Source organism: Pareuzebyella sediminis (assembly GCF_008367235.1).
Taxonomy (GTDB): Bacteria; Bacteroidota; Bacteroidia; order Flavobacteriales; family Flavobacteriaceae; genus Pareuzebyella; species Pareuzebyella sediminis.
The window spans coordinates 384,982-403,299 of record NZ_VTZS01000004.1; the positions used below are offsets into that span (position 1 = coordinate 384,982).

An 18,318-nucleotide genomic window follows, 5' to 3' on the forward strand; every position below is an offset into this window, starting at 1 on the left:
CGGGTAACATAATCAAAATCATTTGTCGAATCAAGTGTTCTGAATTAAAGTATTGTTAATCCCATTAAGGCTTAATCAATTGGTTCAAAACTTCATCCGTTTGAGTTACGGGAAGCTTGCACGCTCCCTTTTGGCAAACAAAAATTGAAGTTTTTTCTTCAGAATACCTGTCTTTGAAAAGAGAGAGGTTGCCGTTCTTTTCAGAAGCTGCCAAAATAGCGTTTGGCAAATAGTGTGCACCTAGTACCCCTCCCCTTTTTTGAAACGCATCACCGACTACTGCTATTTCATAAAAAGGGTATTGGTTGAATAAACCAAGTTGCAACCAATTCGCATAGCTTTGGGCATTGTTCGTGATATTTTCACGTACATTTTTTAATTGCTGTGTCGCTATAGCTTCATAATTGCTTTCTGGAAAGAAGCGCGATAGTTTGAAGAGGTTCTTGGCCATTATCGAATTTGAGGCCGGAATAACGTTGTCGGTTACTTCGATGGTCCTTCGTATGATGAAATCGTCATCTTTGGAGGTAAAGAAGAACATGCCACTATCTATGTCTAGGAATTTATCTAGGCAATAGTCAACCAATCTTTGTGCGCGAAATAACCAATCTTCATCAAAGCTGACCTCATACAGTCCGATGAAAGCGGAAATAACGGAGGCATAATCTTCTAAATAAGCATTTATGGTGCTTTTTCCATCGTTATGATTATGGTATAGGCCTCCTTCTGCCTGTAGTAGATTTTGAACAATAAAATGGCCATTTTTAAGGGCTAGATCAAGAAAATTCTCATCCTTAAGATATCTATAAGCATCGGTGAGCCCCTCGAGCATTAATCCGTTCCAAGAGGTAAGTATTTTATCGTCGAGTCGGGGTCTTTTTCTTTTTAAACGCTCTCCCTGCAATATAGTGGTACATTTGTCGATGATTCCGACCAATTCATTAACGGTAATAGAATGCTTTTCGGCAATACTCTCTTTAGATGCATTGCGAATCAACACATAATTGTCGTGTTCCCAATATCCATAGCTATTAATATTAAAATAGTCTTTGAAAATGACGAAACGATCCTTTAAAAGTATTTTTAGGTCATGCTCTTTCCAGACATAATACGCACCTTCCTCGAGTTTACCGGATTCTGAGAGGCTATCTGCATCTAAGGAAGAATAAAAACCATGTTGTTGATTCATGAGCTCATTTTTTACAAAATCAACGGATTGGATAACCACCTCTTTGTACAGCTCACGTTTTGTAAGTGCGTAGGCTTTAGCATAAAGACTTACCATTTGGCCATTATCGTACAGCATTTTTTCGAAATGGGGAATATGCCATTTCATATCGACCGAATAGCGCGAGAATCCGCCTCCTATATGGTCAAAAACGCCGCCCCAAGCGATTTTGGTAAGTGAGGTATTTACGTATTCAAGTAGCCTCCTATTCGGTTTGACCCAAGCATAATGTAATAACAAGTTTAAATTTACGGGCATCATAAATTTTGGGGCACGATTGTAGCCGCCCATATCCGTATCAAAATAACTAGACCAGTTCGTAATGGCCGTATCGATTTCCTCTCGGGTTAAGAGAGTTGAGTCACTTTTTTTTTCTATGAGATTGATCGCCTGAATGCCGTCGGCCATATTTTGGGCATATTCCAATATCTTTGCAGGGTCCTCTTTGTACAAATGGGCTAACTGATTTAGGATTTTGATCCAGTTCTCCTTTTTAACATAGGTTGCCCCCCAAAAAGGTCTCCCGTCCGGTAGGGCTACGATATTCAACGGCCAGCCCCCACTACCGGTCATCATCTGAAGGGCGTCCATATAAATATGGTCAATGTCGGGCCGTTCTTCGCGATCGATTTTTACATTGATGAAATGGGTGTTCATTACTTCGGCAACAGCATGATCTTCAAAACATTCGTGTTCCATTACATGACACCAATGACAGGCCGCATACCCAATACTAATAAGTAATAATTTATTCTTAGTTTCTGCTTCCTTTAGAATTTCTGTACTCCAAGCGTGCCAGTCTACTGGGTTGTGGGCATGTTGAAGTAAATAGGGACTGGTTTCATTAATAAGTGCATTAGTATGGGAATGACTCATCATAACTGATTTTTGGTAACGTCGTAATGATTTGATATTCGATTAAATGGAAAGTGGCCTAATCTACCCTAAAATAACGTTAGATTTAGACGTATAAAAAAAGCATCCTAAGATATTCGGATGCTTTTTTTTGATGTACTTATCGGCCTTTATTTCACTTCGAAGGTTATTTTTACATTCACCCGATAATTGTCGATTTTACCATCGGTTACCGTGGCACTTTGTTCGTTGATATAAACAGACTTGATGTTCTTCACCGATTTGGACGCTTCTGAGAGGGCGTTTTTTGCCGCATCTTCCCAGCTTTTATCAGAATTTGCTAATATTTCAATAACTTTTAAAACTGCCATAATATATATTTTTTAGATTGACCAATAATATATGAAATTCGGAGCATATTTTTTGATTTATATGCTATTAAAAATAGCTTATTATCCGTTCAACGCGACTACTTCATTAACTTTATCCCCCATCATATTCTTTAACATGGTTTCTATACCATTTTTCAGGGTAAAGGTAGAAGATGGGCAGCCACTACAGGCTCCTTGAAGGATTACGTTAACGGTTTTGCTATCTTCTTCATACGATTTAAAAAGTATATTTCCTCCATCACTGGCAACGGCAGGCTTAACATATTCTTCAAGAATATCGATTATTTGTTGTGAAGTGTCATCAAGATCTTTTGCTTGACCTATGTCTCCGATCTTGGAATCGGCAGTTTTTGAAAGGGCTTTTTCGGAAACCACTTCTTTGCCATCGGCAAGGTAATCGCGAATAAATTCACGTAATTGCATAGTGATTTCGTCCCAATCCGCAACGTCGTACTTGGTTACGGAAACGTAATTCAAATCGATAAAGATTTCTTTTATAAAGGGGAACTGAAAAAGTTTGGTCGCCAATTCAGAATCTTTCGCTTCGTCGATATTTTTGAATTCGTAAGCTGAAGGCACAATGTGCTTATTGGCAACGAATTTCATCACTGAGGGGTTTGGCGTGACCTCGGCATACACCGTGACGGCAATCTTATTCGGAGCCATATCTTCATTTACAATGGGCTCGCCAGCGTTGAGATATTCGACCAACTGCTGGGCTACTTCATCTTTGACGTCATCCCATTCGACAATGTCAAAGCGCTCCAGACCTATAAAATTACCTGAAATATATACGGTCTTGATAAATGGTAAATGAAACAGCTGGGCGGCCAATGGTGAATTCTTGGCATCGTCGATGTTCTTAAATTCATAGTTCTTGCCCTTGGTCAAAAGATGATTGGTCTCAAACTTTAATATGGAGGGATTGTTGGTTCTGACAACTGTAATATTATACTCCTTCATGGCTTCAAAATTTTTGTAAAAGTACAACAATAAAGTTCAATTTCCTTCAATGTGGCAGTCTTTGGCACCTCATCCGAACCTCGGAAAATATAGAAAAAATCAAGAAATCCCTGTTGCGTAGCACTAAATACCTTCCTTTAGCCTATTGGCGTCAAGTTTTAGGAAAATAAAAAGAAGAGCGGTGAAAAATAGCAGTCCAGAACCACCATAACTAAAAAAAGGTAGGGGTATACCAATGGTCGGCAATACCCCGATTACCATACCGATATTTATAAAGTAGTGAATCAACAATATAGAAATCACCCCATATCCGTACATACGGCTGAAGTCGGTCTTTTGACGTTCTGCCAAGTATACAAGCCTTAAAAGAAGAAGGCTGAATAGGATAACGACAGTAGCTGTTCCGACAAACCCCCATTCTTCCCCCACGGTACTGAAAATGTAATCGGTGTGCTGTTCGGGCACAAAATTCCCTTTTGTTCGTGTGCCCTCTAAAAAGCCTTTTCCGAAGAATCCGCCCGATTCGATCGCTTTTTCGGACTGATAGGTGTTGTAACCGATCGTTTTTCTAATTTCTTCGAGTTTCGCAGGATCTTTTTCCAATCGAAGCCATAGACCGAACCTGTCTCGATGTCTTTGCTCAAAAACATTATTAAAAACGAAATTTACGGACAGCGAAAACAATATGGTTACGATAACGGCAAGGGAGAGTTGAAAAATGGGTACTTTGAACTTTTTCTTTTTAAGCAAAAAGAAAAGAACGATCAACAAAGCGATAACGATACTTACCCAGATGGTTCCAAACATAAGTGTGGTCACAAATACGATAACTGCCAAAAAGGCAAGCCCTAGATAGTATAGGGGCAAGCCTTCACGAAATATTACGAAGGAAAGCGAGAAAAAAACCAAGGCACTTCCAGGGTCGGGTTGAGGTATAATTAAAATGGCGGGGATCAAGATGATCAAAAATGCAAAGAGTTGGTCTTTCTTACGTTTGATGTCGGTTTGAATATCACTGAGATATTTGGCCAAAGCCAAGGCGGTAGCCGCTTTCGCCAATTCTGAAGGCTGTAGATTGAAAAAGCCAAGATCGTACCAAGAAGTAGCGCCGGCTATAGTTTTTCCAAAGAGAAAGAGGCCTAATAAAAGGGCCATTGAAATAATATACAACACACTGGAAAAGCGTTCGTAAAAATTTGCCTCGAGCGCCAACAAAATAATTATGGAAGCGAAACTGGTCAGAATGAAGAAGAGCTGTTTACCATGTAAAGTGCCAAAATCGAAAATAGAGGAATCACTCTCGGAAAATGTGCTAGAGTAGATATTTATCCAACCAATGAAAACCAGAAGTACATAAAAAAGAACGGTAAGCCAATCGATCCGTTTGAGGACACTTTTACCTGACATAGACGTTTATTCTGAATCGAGTTCGGTTAAGGGTTTGGCGTGTTGGCTCCAGTCGTATTCGTTGATCTTGAATTCTGTACCACGCAAGGGCTTCGCATATTCATATTCGAGGGTTCTCTCAAGCATACGCTTTTCAAGGTCGGTACGCGTAATTTCTCCCTTCAGGTATTTTTCGATCATCAAAGAGGCGATATGGCCCGCATAGCGCGAACCGTAATACCCATTTTCAATATATACGGAGATAGCGATCTTCGGATTCTCGACCGGGGCAAAGGCTACGAATACCGAATGATCGGTAAGCTGTACGCGAACGCTATCGATTTTGGTATAATTCTCCACCGTACCTGTTTTGCCAGCGACCTCGATGCCGGGTATTTGTAACCACTGGGCAGTACCTTTATGATACACATCGGCCATGCCTTGAATTATGGGTTCAAAATGCTTTTTATCGATGGTAGTGTGTTTGGGCTCTACAAAATCAGGGATATTTATGTCTTTTCCATCCACCTTCTTTAAGATGTGGGGGGTATAATAGTGCCCACGGTTGGCTATCGCAGCAGTCATATTAGCAAGCTGTATGGGGGTAACGGCCACTTCGCCTTGTCCTATCGAATTGGAAATTATATACGATGATGACCAACGGTTATCACCGTACCAAGTGTCATAATACTCTTTGCTGGGTATTCTTCCCTTTCTTCCCGTAGGTAGGTCATACCCAAGGTACTGCCCGAGACCAAAACTCTTTATATGCTTTTCCCAGACATCCATCGCCTCATCCGTAGTTTCAAACTTGTCATAAATTTTTCTAAAAACACCTGCGAAATAAGCGTTACAAGATTTATAGATACCACTGTTCATATTACGCATACCCCCTCCGCAGTGACATCCTCTTTTCTTTCTGCCTACATAAAAACCGTGATAACATTGAATTGTAGTACTGGGATCGATCACCCCTTCTTGTAAGGCTACAAGGGCATTTAAGGTCTTAAATGGTGAGCCTGGCGAGCCTTCGGCCAAAATAGAACGATCAAAAAGAGGTTTGGCTATGGAGTCATAATGCAGTTTACTGTAATTCTTTGATCGTTCCCTGCCTACGAGAAGGGAAGGGTCATAGGTCGGACCGGAAATCATGGAAAGAATCTCTCCCGTAGCAGGTTCAATTGCGACGATTCCGCCCCGCTTGCCATGCATAAGCCTCTCCCCGTATTCTTGTAATATTTTATCAATAGTTATATTTATTTCCAGGCCTTGTTCGGGCAAGGTGTCTAAAATACCGTTCTTGTATTTTCCGATATCACGGTTATATCGATCTTTCTGAATGTATTGTACCCCTTTTCGCCCCCGAAGAATATCTTCATATTGTTTTTCCACTCCTGTACGGCCTGTAAGTTCTCCCTGAATGTAATATGGGTTTTTGGCAAGGTCCCCTTCATTGACCTCACTAATATATCCCAATACATTGGCTGCGCTGTTGGTGGCATAGTAGCGCAATGAACGCTTCTGAATGTAGAAACCTTTGTAATGTCTCATTTTTTCCTGAAGCTTGGCATAGTCCTCTTTAGACAGCTGCGGAACAAAAACAGAGGGAAGTCTGGGCGAGTATATTCTAGCCTTGCGAAGTTCTTTTACGAACTTTGCCTTATCGATACCTAGTAGGGAACAAAACTCCAGGGTATCGAGTTCTTTGACCTCTCTTGGAATGACCATCACGTCGTAGGCCGGATCGTTGCCCACCAATAATTTATCATTTCTATCGTAGATATAACCACGCTCCGGATAATCATACACCCTTTTAATCGCCGGATCCTCCAAAACCTGATCGGGAGAAAAACTAAAAATCTGTAGATACGATAATCTACCGATAAAAGTAATTCCGATAATTACTATGATAGACGATAAGAGTAATTTCTTCATCGACGATGATTTAATTCAAGAATTTAAAAGCCCTTTTTCACTTTATTCTTTTCGCATACTGAAAAGGGAACCGAATAAAAGACAAAGTATTAATGTTGCGACACCGTTGGCAAGTACCTTCTTCAAAATTAAAAGGAAATTGGCCAAACTAAAAATTTCTAGGGTAAAGAAAACCAAGTGGTGTACTATAATTAATAACGTTAAAAATGCAATTTGTTGTATGCGCGTCGAATTGCTTAATTTAAAACTTTGGAACTCAAAATTCACCCCAAATACAAACCGCATTATGGCCGGCCTCATATAGGCTATAGTTATCGTTGAAGCGGTATGTATGGCCATGGTGTCCGAAAAGAAATCAATCGATATACCCAATAGAAACGACAGACCGATGAAAGCGGCTCGATTTTCTTTTATCGGATACCAGTATAGAAATAAAACATACACCATTGGATTGATAAATCCAAAAAAATTCAACCTATTAAATACAAGTACTTGAACCAAGACAAGCAGTACAAAGCGAACTACATTCAAGAAATAGCTGTTACTGATCATCTTCGTTGGTCTTGTTTTCCAGATTTATTATCTCCTCACGGTATTCGTTGCTAACGATATATATGTTTTTGATATTGGTCATGTCGTTAAACAGTTCAACGTCTATGGTGTAGAAGCTTTGGGAAGTGTTAAGATCAAACTTTTGGATGGTACCGACAGGAATACCCTCTGGAAAAATACTGCTCATGCCACCAGTGACTATGGTATCTCCTACGGTGAGGGTGACCAATCTGGGAATATCTATGAGCTGTACAACGTTGTAGCGTTTTGTGTCCCAAACTAGCGAGCCAAAATGATCGGTACCTTTAATTTTGGCGTTGATATTTGATTTCTCGTTCAATATACTTTGTACCGTAGCGTAATTGTTTGAAGTATTTTCAACGATTCCCAAAATACCCTTGCTTGTTATGACCCCCATGTCAGGCCTTACGTTATCTTTCTGCCCTTTGTCTATGGTGATATAATTCAAGGGTCGGGAAAAGCTATTCTTGATTACTTTGCCCGTGTTCACCGTGTAGGTCTGCCGTACCGAATCTAAACGGGCGGTGTCAATTGCCGCTTCGTTGAACAATAGGGCACGTAGCCGTTGATTTTCTTCCACAAGTTTTTGGTTCTCTTCATCGAGGCCAAAATAGGAGGTTACATTATTGGAGGCTTCTAGAATATTCCCCGTTATCCAATTTGAAGAATTAAAAAAACGTGATTGGTGATACGAATGTGATTGAATCGTAAACCCCAAGGATATGATCATCAAAAAGATATAAAGAAGAAAATTCTTATATCGGATAATAAAACTGATGATCTGCTGCATTCACTAAAACGTTTTGAAATCTGTGAAGCAATTCCAGATGGAAAAAGATATAAACCTTGAAATCGCCCCTTTGTTACAAAGATTTATTTGATCAGGATACTCTTGTAGCGTTCAAGATTTTTCAACGCAATACCTGTACCGCGAACGACGGCCCTTAGCGGATCTTCCGCAATGTACACTGGAAGGTCCGTCTTCTGTGATAATCTTCTGTCCAGGCCTCGTAACATCGAACCCCCTCCGGCCAAATAAATACCTGTATTGTAAATGTCAGCGGCCAGTTCTGGAGGTGTTTGAGAAAGTGTCTCCATTACAGCGTCTTCGACACGTAATATAGACTTGTCCAGGGCCTTCGCAATTTCACGATATGATATTTGTACCTGTTTCGGTTTTCCTGTCAAAAGGTCGCGTCCCTGCACCGATTTTTCATCGGGAGGGGTCTGGAGGTCTTCGGTCGCCGACCCGATCTCAATCTTGATGCTTTCCGCGGTAGATTCACCTACGTATAGGTTGTGCTGGGTGCGCATATAATAGATAATATCGTTGGTGAAGACGTCTCCCGCAATTTTGACAGATTTGTCGCATACAATACCGCCTAGGGCGATTACGGCGATTTCGGTAGTACCTCCTCCGATATCTACGATCATATTCCCTTTAGGTTGCATAATGTCAAGACCTATACCTATCGCCGCGGCCATAGGTTCATGTATGAGATATACTTCCTTGCCGTTCACCCGCTCCGCAGATTCTTTTACCGCCCTCATTTCTACCTCAGTAATGCCCGAAGGGATACAAATAACCATTCTCAAGGCAGGTGGAAACCATTTTTTCTTAAGGGCCGGAATGTTCTTAATGAACATATTGATCATTTTCTCCGATGCATCGAAATCGGCGATTACCCCATCTTTCAATGGCCGGATGGTCTTGATGTTTTCATGGGTTTTGCCCTGCATCATATTGGCCTCTTTGCCAACGGCAATAATTTTACCGGAGATGCGATCCCTGGCAACTATAGAAGGACTGTCGACTACGACTTTGTCCATATGAATGATGAGGGTGTTCGCGGTACCTAAATCGATAGCGATTTCCTCGGTCAAGAAATCAAAAAATCCCATTTATAATATTGTTTGGTTATGTTACTAGCTTGATTGGGGTGTATTTCATCGACAAAAGTAGTAAAATTAGCTACTGTATAGTGTTTTATGTTGTGAATTTACGTCTTCTCATGGTCAAAACCTCAAGTCTTGAAGACTGTAAGTTCCGGTTGCTACATTTTAAGGCTGTTTTAGTGCTTAAAATGGCGTGTTCCGGTCATCACCATTGCTACTTTGTTCTCGTTGCAATAGTCAATACTCAACTGATCCTTAATAGACCCACCTGGCTGTATAACGCTGGAAATGCCATTTTTATGCGAAATCTCTACACAATCCGGAAAGGGGAAGAAAGCATCACTTGCCATAACCGCTCCGTTTAAATCGAAATTGAACGATTTCGCCTTGTGGATGGCCTGGTTTAAGGCATCGACCCGTGAAGTTTGCCCTGTTCCACTAGCACAAAGTTGTCTGTTTTTTGCAAGCACTATCGTGTTAGATTTTGTATGCTTACATATTTTAGAAGCAAAAATAAGGTCTTCCAATTCCTTTTCGGAAGGGTTTTTTTCGGTTACATATTTCAAATCTTCTACCTCATCGGTCTTGGCATCCTTTTCCTGTACTAAAACTCCATTTAGACAGGTACGAACATTGGTTTCTGGAAGATCGACCTCCTTAAGAACAAGAATGATACGATTTTTCTTCCCCTTTAATACCTCCAAGGCATCTTCAGCGTAGCTAGGCGCAATGACAACTTCGCAGAACAGTTGATGTATTTCCTCTGCAGTGGCCTTGTCAATCTCGGTATTGCTGATCAGAATACCACCGAAAGCAGAAACAGGGTCCCCGGCCAAAGCATCGATATAGGCTTGATGAAGGGAGTCACGAGTCGCCAGACCACAAGCGTTGTTGTGTTTAAGTATGGCGAATGTAGGGGCGCTACCTTTAAATTCGTTCATCAGATTAACGGCCGCATCTACATCCAATAAATTATTGTAGGAGAGCTCCTTGCCATGAAGTTTGGTAAACATAGCATCAAAGTCACCGAAGAAGAAGCCTTTTTGATGTGGGTTTTCCCCATAGCGCAGTACCTTGCCTTTTGTTTCACTCATTTTTAACGCCGGCATTCCATTTCGGTTGAAATAATTGAAAATAGCCGTATCGTAGTGCGATGAAATGTTAAAGGCCTTTGTGGCGAACCGTTTTCTATCCTCAAGGCTAGTATTGCCATCGTTTTTCGAAATGACCTCGAGAAAATCACCGTAGTCTTCCATCGAAGAAACACACAAAACGTCTTTATAATTTTTAGCGGCCGCCCGAATCAACGAAATACCGCCAATATCGATTTTTTCGATGATATCTTGTTCCGAGGCACCGCTGGCTACTGTTTTCTCAAAAGGGTAGAGGTCGACGATAACTATATCCAATTGGGGAATTTCGTATTCTTCCAATTGGGCTACGTCCGTTTCATTATCTTGGCGGTTCAGAATCCCACCGAATACTTTGGGGTGCAATGTTTTGACCCTTCCCCCTAAAATGGACGGATAGCTTGTGACTTCTTCCACCGGAACGACATCGATGCCCAATTCCCTGATGAAACTTTCTGTCCCTCCAGTGGAATAAATGGTAATGCCGAGTTCTTGAAATTTTTTAACAATAGGTTCAAGACCATCTTTGTGAAAAACGGAAATAAGGGCCGATTGGGCTTTTTTAGTACTCATTTTTTAGTGCTTGAGAGTTTTACTTGTAGACTGGCAAAAGTAACTACTTTAGCTCTTATACCTCGATAGTGTTATCAACAAAATAGGGAAAGTTTTGAACGTTTTAGTGAAGTGTTTTGGCTACTTCCCGATTGACGAACTCTAGAAAGCGCTCGTCTTCGTGCGAAAAGGCATTCAATGTATTCGAATCAATATCTATTTGGCCAATATTCTCACCCTTTAAAAAAAGGGGGACTACAATTTCCGACTTCACTGTAAGGCTACAGGCGATATAATTATCTTGGGCCTTCACATCGGGCACAACAAAGTTTTCATTGCTGATGGCTACTTGACCACAAATCCCCTTCCCAAAAGGAATGATGGTATGTTCGGTAGGTTGCCCGGCATAAGGGCCCAGTTTAAGCTCGTTTTTATTCCCGTTTTTAAAATAAAACCCAACCCAGTCGTAGTGGGGAACGGTATTCCTCAAGAGCTCGCATACCTGCTGCAAACGTAAATCGGTAGATGTTTCTTTTTGGTCAAGAATAGTTGTGATTTTATGTTTTAGATTATCGAACATCGCTATCAGTTTTTGTAAAATTAAACGAACCAAAGTGAATATCAATGGTCTTTTTAATCGACTGCTTTAAACTATTTGTTTTAAATAAACGTTAGCCAATTATGGTCTTTAGTACTTCTGATTGATTATTTTGTATTTTTGCGATGATGAAAGAGAGATTACATCGTCTTTTTGCTTGTTTCATGGCCTTCTTACTTCTGGCTTCTACTACGTCATGGACCGTGGGTAAGCATTACTGTATGGGACATTTGGTCGATATCTCCTTTTTTGCCCATGCCGATGACTGTGGCATGGATAAAGTGGTTCCTGAGAATGATAGCGTAACTGTTGAATCCGAAGATTCTTGCTGTTCCGATGAAATTATATCGGTTGCCGGTCAAGACAATTTGAAAAATTCTTTCGATCAGTTTTCCTCAGATCAACAATGGATTCTCATTTCTTTTGTCTACTCGTATACGTACCCTCTTTTTTACGGATTCGAGAAAAATACTGTTTTGGGAAGGTACTACTCACCACCTCCCCTGATAAGAGATCTTCAAATCCTCGATCAGACTTTCCTAATTTGATTCTTAAACATTTAGATAAAGCATCCAGCGGTTTGACCGTATAGGAGCTTCTTGTTTTGTTTGTGTCTAATTGATACAATTTCTAATGTTTAAACCTTAGTTTACATGCTTAATAAGGGCATAAAATTTCTCATAGAAAATAAATTGCTAGCGGTGTTATTATTGCTGCTGTTTGTGGTTTGGGGCACGATAAATTCACCATTTGATTGGAATACGGGCTCTCTACCAAGAAGCCCCGTCGCAGTGGATGCGATTCCTGATATAGGGGAGAACCAACAAATCGTATTTACAAAATGGCCCGGTCGATCACCCCAGGATATAGAAGATCAGATTTCATACCCACTGACTACCTCACTATTAGGGATACCTGGAGTGAAGACCATACGAAGTTCTTCCATGTTTGGTTTTTCAAGTATCTACATCATTTTTGAAGAAGACGTGGAGTTTTATTGGAGTCGTAGCCGAATTCTAGAAAAGTTGAATTCGCTGCCCACCAGTCTTTTACCTGACGGTGTAAACCCGACCTTGGGGCCTGATGCAACCGCACTTGGGCAGATTTTTTGGTATACCCTAGAAGGACGTGATGAAAATGGACATGTTACGGGGGGTTGGGATTTACAAGAACTACGTAGTGTTCAAGACTATTATGTGAAATATGCGCTCTCGGCGGCTAGTGGGGTCTCTGAAGTGGCATCGATCGGAGGTTTTGTTCAAGAATACCAAATAGACGTTGACCCCGAGTTGATGAAACAGTACAATGTCGATTTGGGGCAAGTAGTTACCGCGGTCAAAAAGAGTAACCGTGATATTGGCGCACAAACCCTAGAGATTAACAAAGTGGAGTATTTAGTAAGGGGCTTGGGGTATATCGAATCGTTGGAAGATTTAAAGAATACCGTGGTCGCCGTTTCGGAGTTTACCTCTTTGCGTGTGCGGGATATTGCAACAGTATCGTTAGGTCCGGCTGTGAGACGTGGTATTTTGGATAAGGAAGGGGCAGAAGTAGTCGGGGGCGTTGTGGTCGCCAGATATGGCGCCAACCCAATGGAAGTGATCAATAATGTAAAGGATAAAATCGAGGAATTGGATTCCGGATTACCATCAAAACAATTAGCTGATGGACGCACTTCTCAACTGACCATTGTACCGTTCTATGATAGAAGCGAACTTATCCAAGAAACTTTGGGCACCCTGAACGAAGCACTGACCCTTGAGATTCTCGTGACTATTTTGGTCATTGTGGTAATGGTGTTCAACTTGCGGGCCTCGGTACTGATTTCGGGCCTATTGCCCGTAGCTGTATTAATGGTATTTATTGCAATGAAGTTCTTCGGCGTTGACGCCAACATAGTGGCTCTTTCGGGAATCGCTATTGCGATCGGCACCATGGTGGATGTCGGTATCATTCTCTCAGAGAATATTATTCGGCACCTTGATGACAACAAAGACGCGCTTACGGTCGACCAGGTAGTCTACAATGCCTCGTCGGAGGTTTCTAGTGCCATTGTAACTGCCGTAATGACCACGGTTATCAGTTTTGTTCCGGTATTTACGATGATAGGGGCAGAAGGAAAGCTTTTCCGTCCATTGGCGTTTACCAAGACTTTTGCTTTAATATCATCGATTATCGTGGCTCTTTTTCTTATTCCCCCTTTTGCTGCTTTCCTCTTCCGAAGGAAACGTAGTAAGAGCTTTCTGGGCATAGTTTACGGTCTGGCCCTCATTGTTGCTGGTTTGGTCGCTTTGGTGTATGGCTATTGGGTCGGACTTTTTTTAATTGCCTTCGGAACGATACGGCCTTTGAGAAACGCCGAATTGGCTTCTCGATTCTTTAGGGGCTTTATGCTATCAGATCAAAGAGCCCTGCTTTTGAACAATGTGATCTCCATTTGCGCAATTGTATTTCTATTGGCATTCTATTGGAGACCCTTGGGCTTTGATCGAAGTATCCTGATCAACCTGATTTTTGTAGGTATGGTATGCTTTGGGCTTCTAGGTGTTTTTACGGTTTTCCAAAAATATTATGCCCGAATTTTGAACTGGGCGTTGGCTCATAAAATCCTATTCCTCTCTTTACCCTTGGCCATAATAATTTTGGGAATCTTGATTTTTAGAAATACAGGGAAGGAGTTTATGCCTGCTCTCAACGAAGGTTCGTTTCTTTTGATGCCATCTTCATTGCCTCATGCCGGAACGGAAGAAAATAGGAGGGTATTACAACAATTGGATATGGCAGTAGCAAGTATTCCGGAAATTGAAACAGTTGTAGGTAAAGCCGGCAGAACCGAGTCTGCACTTGATCCCGCACCTCTGTCGATGTACGAAAACATCATTCAGTACAAACCGGAATATATGCAAGATGCGACCGGGTACCGTAAACGATTCAAGATAAATGAAGAAGGCCTGTTCGTATTGATAGACGGTGGTCTAATCCTTAACCCAAATAACGACATTGATAAAGAAGTTGAAAAAAAGTATCGTCACGGCCCCAACAATTTCTCCGAAATCTCCTTTGAAAATTTGGTCTTGGATACGAGCGGGGAATACTATCGTAATTGGCGCCCCGAAATTGAATCTCCCGATGATATATGGAATGAAATTGTAATGGTTACCCGTTTACCGGGAATCACGTCGGCCCCGAAACTTCAACCCATAGAGACCCGATTGGTGATGTTGCAGACGGGCATGCGAGCTCCTATGGGTATCAAGGTAAAAGGGCAGGATCTTAGAAAGATAGAATCATTTGGTATGCAGTTGGAGCGCATCCTTAAGGAAGTGGATGGGGTAAAGGAAGAAGCGGTTTTTGCGGATAGAATTGTGGGAAAACCCTATCTTTTAATTGATATCGATCGCGAAGCCCTGGCACGATATGGTATTTTGATTGAGGATGTGCAGCAGATTTTAGAAGTGGCCGTTGGGGGAATACCTTTAACGCAGACCGTCGAGGGGAGGGAGCGATACGGTGTAAGGGTGCGCTATCCTCGCGAACTTCGTGACAATCCTTCCGATATTAAGAACATTTATGTACCGGTAAATAAGGGTGCCCCGATTCCTTTGGGCGAATTGGTTCATATCCGTTATGAAAAGGGCCCACAGGTAATTAAGAGTGAAGATACGTTTCTTGTAGGGTATGTGCTTTTTGATAAAATCGACGGATACCCCGAGGTCAATGTGGTAGAAAGCGCCCAAGAGCTGATCCAATCAAAAATTGATTCTGGAGAATTACTGGTACCTAAAGGTATTAGTTACCAGTTCACGGGCACTTATGAAAATCAACTGCGGGCGGAAAAGACACTTTCTGTAGTAGTTCCCTTGGTCTTGATTATCATTTTCTTGATCCTTTATTTTCAGTTTCGATCGGTCGCCACCTCTTTGATGGTATTTTCGGGTATTGCGGTAGCCTTTGCAGGCGGGTTTTTATTGATTTGGTGCTATGGGCAAGATTGGTTCTTGAATTTCAATTTCTTTGGCGAGAACCTACGTCATCTGTTTCAGGTGCACCCGATCAATCTTAGTGTTGCGGTATGGGTCGGTTTCATCGCACTTTTTGGTATTGCCACTGACGACGGTGTGGTAATGGCTACGTATTTGACACAATCCTTTAAGAGAAATAAGCCTGACACATTAATGGAAATAAGGGCATCGGTGGTCGAAGCCGGTGAAAAGAGAATTAGGCCTTGTCTCATGACCACAGCAACAACTTTGCTCGCATTATTACCTATTTTGACGTCAACGGGAAGGGGTAGTGATATAATGATTCCAATGGCAATACCATCTTTCGGCGGTATGTTGATTGCCCTCATCACCTTATTTGTAGTACCGGTTTTATACTGTTGGAAAAATGAATGGCAATTCAAAAGGGAAAGGAAATGACTAAAATTACGTGCATCATATTGATTCTTATAGGGGGCATCTCTAACGCCCAAACATTGCAAATGTACATTGAAGAGGCTGAGGCCCATAATCCAGAATTACAGGCCATGAAGCTCAGATATACTATTTCTAGGGAAAAAATTGTCGAAGCGAATACATTACCCAATACAGAGGTCAGCGCTGGCTTTTTCATAAGTGAGCCAGAAACGAGAACGGGGGCACAAAAGGCCCGGTTTTCGATCAAACAGATGGTTCCTTGGTTCGGTACGATCACCGCAAGGGAAAATTATGCCAGTGCCCTGGCGGAGGTCGATTATTTAGACATGATTATTGCCCAGCGAAAGCTGAGACTTTCCCTTTCGCAGTCGTATTATAAACTATATGCCATCGAGCGTACGAACCAAATACTCGAAAAGAATGTTGCCCTACTTCAAACCTATGAAAAGCTGGCTCTAACCGCTGTAGAAGTGGGTAATGCGTCCGTGGTCGACGTGCTTCGGTTACAGATTCGTCGTAACGAGCTCGAGCAACGTAAGAAGGTATTAGAACAAGACCGTATGGCTGAAAGCAGCCTTTTCAACCATCTTTTAAACCGTAATGAACCCACTGAAATCATAATGATCGATAGTTTGGCCATATTGAGTGATAGCTTTCTCGGTAAGAGCGGCCTTGAACTTCATCCCGAACTTGAAAAATATGACAAACTATTTGAGTCAGTAACACAATCGGAATTGCTAAATTTAAAGGATGCAAAACCGAATATCGGTTTTGGCCTTGATTACATTACCGTAGCGGAAAGAGATGGTATGGTGATTAGCGATAATGGTAAGGATATACTGATGCCTATGGTTTCGCTATCCATACCATTGTTCAATACCAAGAACAGATCGTTGACCGAACAGAATGAACTGAAACTAGACGAAATGGAGGCTCGCAAAGCCTCCCGAAGAAACGAGTTGCAGACTATTTTAGATGCTGCGGTACACAAAAGGCAAGCCGCTAAGATCAGCTATGAAACACAGGCTCAAAATTTGAAACAGGCCAAACATGCTGAAGATATTTTATTGAAAGGCTACGAAACCGGGTCGATAGACTTTAATGCTTTGCTTGAGATACAAGAACTGCAACTGAAGTTCCAGCTTTCCCAGGTCGATGCCGTCAAAAACTACTTTATGCAGATAGCCACGATCAATTACCTAACGAATTAATAAAATTCCCTAAACAACGCTTTAAAAATTAATGTGTACGCTAAATTGAAAGAAATGAAGGAACAGAAGACAAATATGAATTGGAAACTCGGGCTTTTTGTAGCTGTAATTTGCTTATTGGTTTTTATGTCATCGTGTGGCGAACAACATGGTACAAGGGAGAACAAAACGACTATGGAGCAAAGTACGGATAGCTTGACGAAAGGGGAACATAGAATTACTTCGGTTTCCTTTAAAGATGAAACTAGTGGTAAAGTTTTTGCCGATTATCAGAAGATTCGAACGGCCTTGACCAATGACCACTCAATGGAAGCCAAAGAGGCTGCGGAGGATATGCTTGATATAATTCCTGAACATCAAAAAGGAAGCCAAAATATGGTTTTGGCTATGGCATCCACCGACGATATTGCCGAGCAGCGCCAACTGTTCTCTGTATTGACGGAAAAACTGGAGCCGGTGCTTAAGGAGTCCCTTTCGGGCGGAACGATCTATAAACAGTTTTGTCCTATGGCTTTCGAAGGTAAAGGGGGGTATTGGCTATCGGTTAGCGAAGAAATCCGAAATCCATATTTCGGCGAAAAAATGTTAAGGTGTGGAACGGTCAAAGAAGTGATACATCAGTAAGTTTCTGATTGGTCTTGGCCTAAATAAAACGAGATTATTACTAAATAGAATATTAACCTAAAAAATAGTACGATGAAATATTATTATAATACCATCTTGAATACCGACTTCGATTCAGCAATTATCAAGGTGACGGAAGGTCTGAAATCGGTTGGTTTCGGAATTTTAACGGAAATTGACGTCAAGGAAACTTTAAAGAAGAAATTGGACGTAGACTTTAAAAAGTACCGGATTCTTGGCGCATGTAATCCTCCTTATGCGCATCAGGCCCTATTGGCCGAAGATAAAATTGGTACCATGTTGCCCTGTAATGTTATAGTACAGGAGATTGAGCCAGATAAAATTGAGGTTGCGGCCATAAATCCTATGGCTTCCATGCAGGCCGTTGAAAATGAGACTTTGGGAGAAATAGCGCAAGAAATTAGTGATAAACTGCAACAGGTTATTAAGGGCCTGAGGTGATAGTAAATTTTAGAAGCGCCTGATGTAGAGCGTTTTCGAATTAAGGTGCTCGCTTCGATATTGGATTCTTTCGAGCCGAGCAATAATGGGGAATT

At 41.5% G+C, this 18,318-nt stretch carries 15 protein-coding genes; 5 read left to right on the top strand and 10 right to left on the bottom strand.

All coding sequences use genetic code 11. The features are described from left to right. Positions 1 to 64: 64 nt before the first annotated feature. The 10 genes from F2B13_RS15780 to F2B13_RS15825 all read right to left on the bottom strand — a co-directional run bounded on the left by F2B13_RS15780 (position 65) and on the right by F2B13_RS15825 (position 11,490). Positions 65 to 2,107, bottom strand: coding sequence for a thioredoxin domain-containing protein (locus tag F2B13_RS15780; protein WP_317131639.1), 2,043 nt, complete (start codon positions 2,105 to 2,107; stop codon positions 65 to 67). Between the two features lie 146 nt (positions 2,108 to 2,253). Then, positions 2,254 to 2,454, bottom strand: coding sequence for a dodecin family protein (locus tag F2B13_RS15785; RefSeq protein WP_149276752.1), 201 nt, complete (start codon positions 2,452 to 2,454; stop codon positions 2,254 to 2,256). Positions 2,455 to 2,535: 81 nt separating this feature from the next. After that, positions 2,536 to 3,438 carry a NifU family protein gene (locus F2B13_RS15790; RefSeq protein WP_149276753.1) on the bottom strand — a complete coding sequence of 301 codons (903 nt, stop codon included), beginning with the start codon at positions 3,436 to 3,438 and terminating at the stop codon, positions 2,536 to 2,538. 123 nt (positions 3,439 to 3,561) lie between these two features. Continuing rightward, a complete protein-coding gene (rodA, locus tag F2B13_RS15795) occupies positions 3,562 to 4,845 on the bottom strand; it encodes a rod shape-determining protein RodA (RefSeq protein WP_149276754.1) in 1,284 nt (427 codons plus the stop codon). Positions 4,846 to 4,851: 6 nt separating this feature from the next. Further along, the gene (gene mrdA, locus F2B13_RS15800) at positions 4,852 to 6,759 is read right to left on the bottom strand and encodes a penicillin-binding protein 2 (protein WP_149276755.1); all 1,908 of its coding nucleotides are present in this window, start codon (positions 6,757 to 6,759) and stop codon (positions 4,852 to 4,854) included. A 42-nt stretch (positions 6,760 to 6,801) separates the two neighbouring features. After that, positions 6,802 to 7,311, bottom strand: coding sequence for a rod shape-determining protein MreD (locus tag F2B13_RS15805; protein ID WP_149276756.1), 510 nt, complete (start codon positions 7,309 to 7,311; stop codon positions 6,802 to 6,804). Continuing rightward, on the bottom strand, positions 7,301 to 8,122 hold the full coding sequence (mreC, locus tag F2B13_RS15810) for a rod shape-determining protein MreC (RefSeq protein WP_149276757.1): 822 nt from the start codon (positions 8,120 to 8,122) through the stop codon (positions 7,301 to 7,303). Before mreC ends, F2B13_RS15805 begins: the two co-directional genes overlap by 11 nt. Positions 8,123 to 8,205: 83 nt before the next feature. Further along, positions 8,206 to 9,234: a rod shape-determining protein gene (locus F2B13_RS15815; protein WP_149276758.1), complete on the bottom strand. Its 1,029-nt coding sequence runs from the start codon at positions 9,232 to 9,234 to the stop codon at positions 8,206 to 8,208. Positions 9,235 to 9,404: 170 nt separating this feature from the next. Then, a complete protein-coding gene (gene purH / locus F2B13_RS15820; protein ID WP_149304633.1) occupies positions 9,405 to 10,931 on the bottom strand; it encodes a bifunctional phosphoribosylaminoimidazolecarboxamide formyltransferase/IMP cyclohydrolase in 1,527 nt (508 codons plus the stop codon). Between the two features lie 103 nt (positions 10,932 to 11,034). Continuing rightward, complete coding sequence (locus F2B13_RS15825; protein ID WP_149304634.1) at positions 11,035 to 11,490, bottom strand: GAF domain-containing protein; 456 nt, start codon at positions 11,488 to 11,490, stop codon at positions 11,035 to 11,037. A 143-nt stretch (positions 11,491 to 11,633) separates the two neighbouring features. Between F2B13_RS15825 and F2B13_RS15830 the strand changes: the two genes are divergently transcribed. The 5 genes from F2B13_RS15830 to F2B13_RS15850 all read left to right on the top strand — a co-directional run bounded on the left by F2B13_RS15830 (position 11,634) and on the right by F2B13_RS15850 (position 18,223). Next, positions 11,634 to 12,056 (top strand): HYC_CC_PP family protein, encoded by a 423-nt coding sequence (locus F2B13_RS15830; RefSeq protein ID WP_232625255.1) that lies wholly within the window; start codon positions 11,634 to 11,636, stop codon positions 12,054 to 12,056. Positions 12,057 to 12,161: 105 nt separating this feature from the next. Further along, positions 12,162 to 15,929 carry an efflux RND transporter permease subunit gene (locus tag F2B13_RS15835; RefSeq protein ID WP_149304635.1) on the top strand — a complete coding sequence of 1,256 codons (3,768 nt, stop codon included), beginning with the start codon at positions 12,162 to 12,164 and terminating at the stop codon, positions 15,927 to 15,929. Next, complete coding sequence (locus F2B13_RS15840; RefSeq protein WP_149276762.1) at positions 15,926 to 17,137, top strand: TolC family protein; 1,212 nt, start codon at positions 15,926 to 15,928, stop codon at positions 17,135 to 17,137. The genes F2B13_RS15835 and F2B13_RS15840 overlap by 4 nt, the downstream gene beginning before the upstream one ends. Positions 17,138 to 17,191: 54 nt before the next feature. Continuing rightward, entirely contained in the window at positions 17,192 to 17,761 is a 570-nt protein-coding gene (locus tag F2B13_RS15845) for a DUF3347 domain-containing protein (protein ID WP_149276763.1), read from the top strand. 72 nt (positions 17,762 to 17,833) lie between these two features. Further along, positions 17,834 to 18,223, top strand: coding sequence for a DUF302 domain-containing protein (locus tag F2B13_RS15850; RefSeq protein WP_149276764.1), 390 nt, complete (start codon positions 17,834 to 17,836; stop codon positions 18,221 to 18,223). Positions 18,224 to 18,318 lie beyond the last annotated feature (95 nt).

Bases quoted from the DNA above. Each gene is read 5' to 3' on its own strand.
- F2B13_RS15780 (WP_317131639.1), bottom strand. From the start codon at position 2,107: ATGATGAGTCATTCCCATACTAATGCACTTATTAATGAAACCAGTCCC.
- F2B13_RS15785 (WP_149276752.1), bottom strand. From the start codon at position 2,454: ATGGCAGTTTTAAAAGTTATTGAAATATTAGCAAATTCTGATAAAAGC.
- F2B13_RS15790 (WP_149276753.1), bottom strand. From the start codon at position 3,438: ATGAAGGAGTATAATATTACAGTTGTCAGAACCAACAATCCCTCCATA.
- rodA (WP_149276754.1), bottom strand. From the start codon at position 4,845: ATGTCAGGTAAAAGTGTCCTCAAACGGATCGATTGGCTTACCGTTCTT.
- mrdA (WP_149276755.1), bottom strand. From the start codon at position 6,759: ATGAAGAAATTACTCTTATCGTCTATCATAGTAATTATCGGAATTACT.
- F2B13_RS15805 (WP_149276756.1), bottom strand. From the start codon at position 7,311: ATGATCAGTAACAGCTATTTCTTGAATGTAGTTCGCTTTGTACTGCTT.
- mreC (WP_149276757.1), bottom strand. From the start codon at position 8,122: ATGCAGCAGATCATCAGTTTTATTATCCGATATAAGAATTTTCTTCTT.
- F2B13_RS15815 (WP_149276758.1), bottom strand. From the start codon at position 9,234: ATGGGATTTTTTGATTTCTTGACCGAGGAAATCGCTATCGATTTAGGT.
- purH (WP_149304633.1), bottom strand. From the start codon at position 10,931: ATGAGTACTAAAAAAGCCCAATCGGCCCTTATTTCCGTTTTTCACAAA.
- F2B13_RS15825 (WP_149304634.1), bottom strand. From the start codon at position 11,490: ATGTTCGATAATCTAAAACATAAAATCACAACTATTCTTGACCAAAAA.
- F2B13_RS15830 (WP_232625255.1), top strand. From the start codon at position 11,634: ATGATGAAAGAGAGATTACATCGTCTTTTTGCTTGTTTCATGGCCTTC.
- F2B13_RS15835 (WP_149304635.1), top strand. From the start codon at position 12,162: ATGCTTAATAAGGGCATAAAATTTCTCATAGAAAATAAATTGCTAGCG.
- F2B13_RS15840 (WP_149276762.1), top strand. From the start codon at position 15,926: ATGACTAAAATTACGTGCATCATATTGATTCTTATAGGGGGCATCTCT.
- F2B13_RS15845 (WP_149276763.1), top strand. From the start codon at position 17,192: ATGAAGGAACAGAAGACAAATATGAATTGGAAACTCGGGCTTTTTGTA.
- F2B13_RS15850 (WP_149276764.1), top strand. From the start codon at position 17,834: ATGAAATATTATTATAATACCATCTTGAATACCGACTTCGATTCAGCA.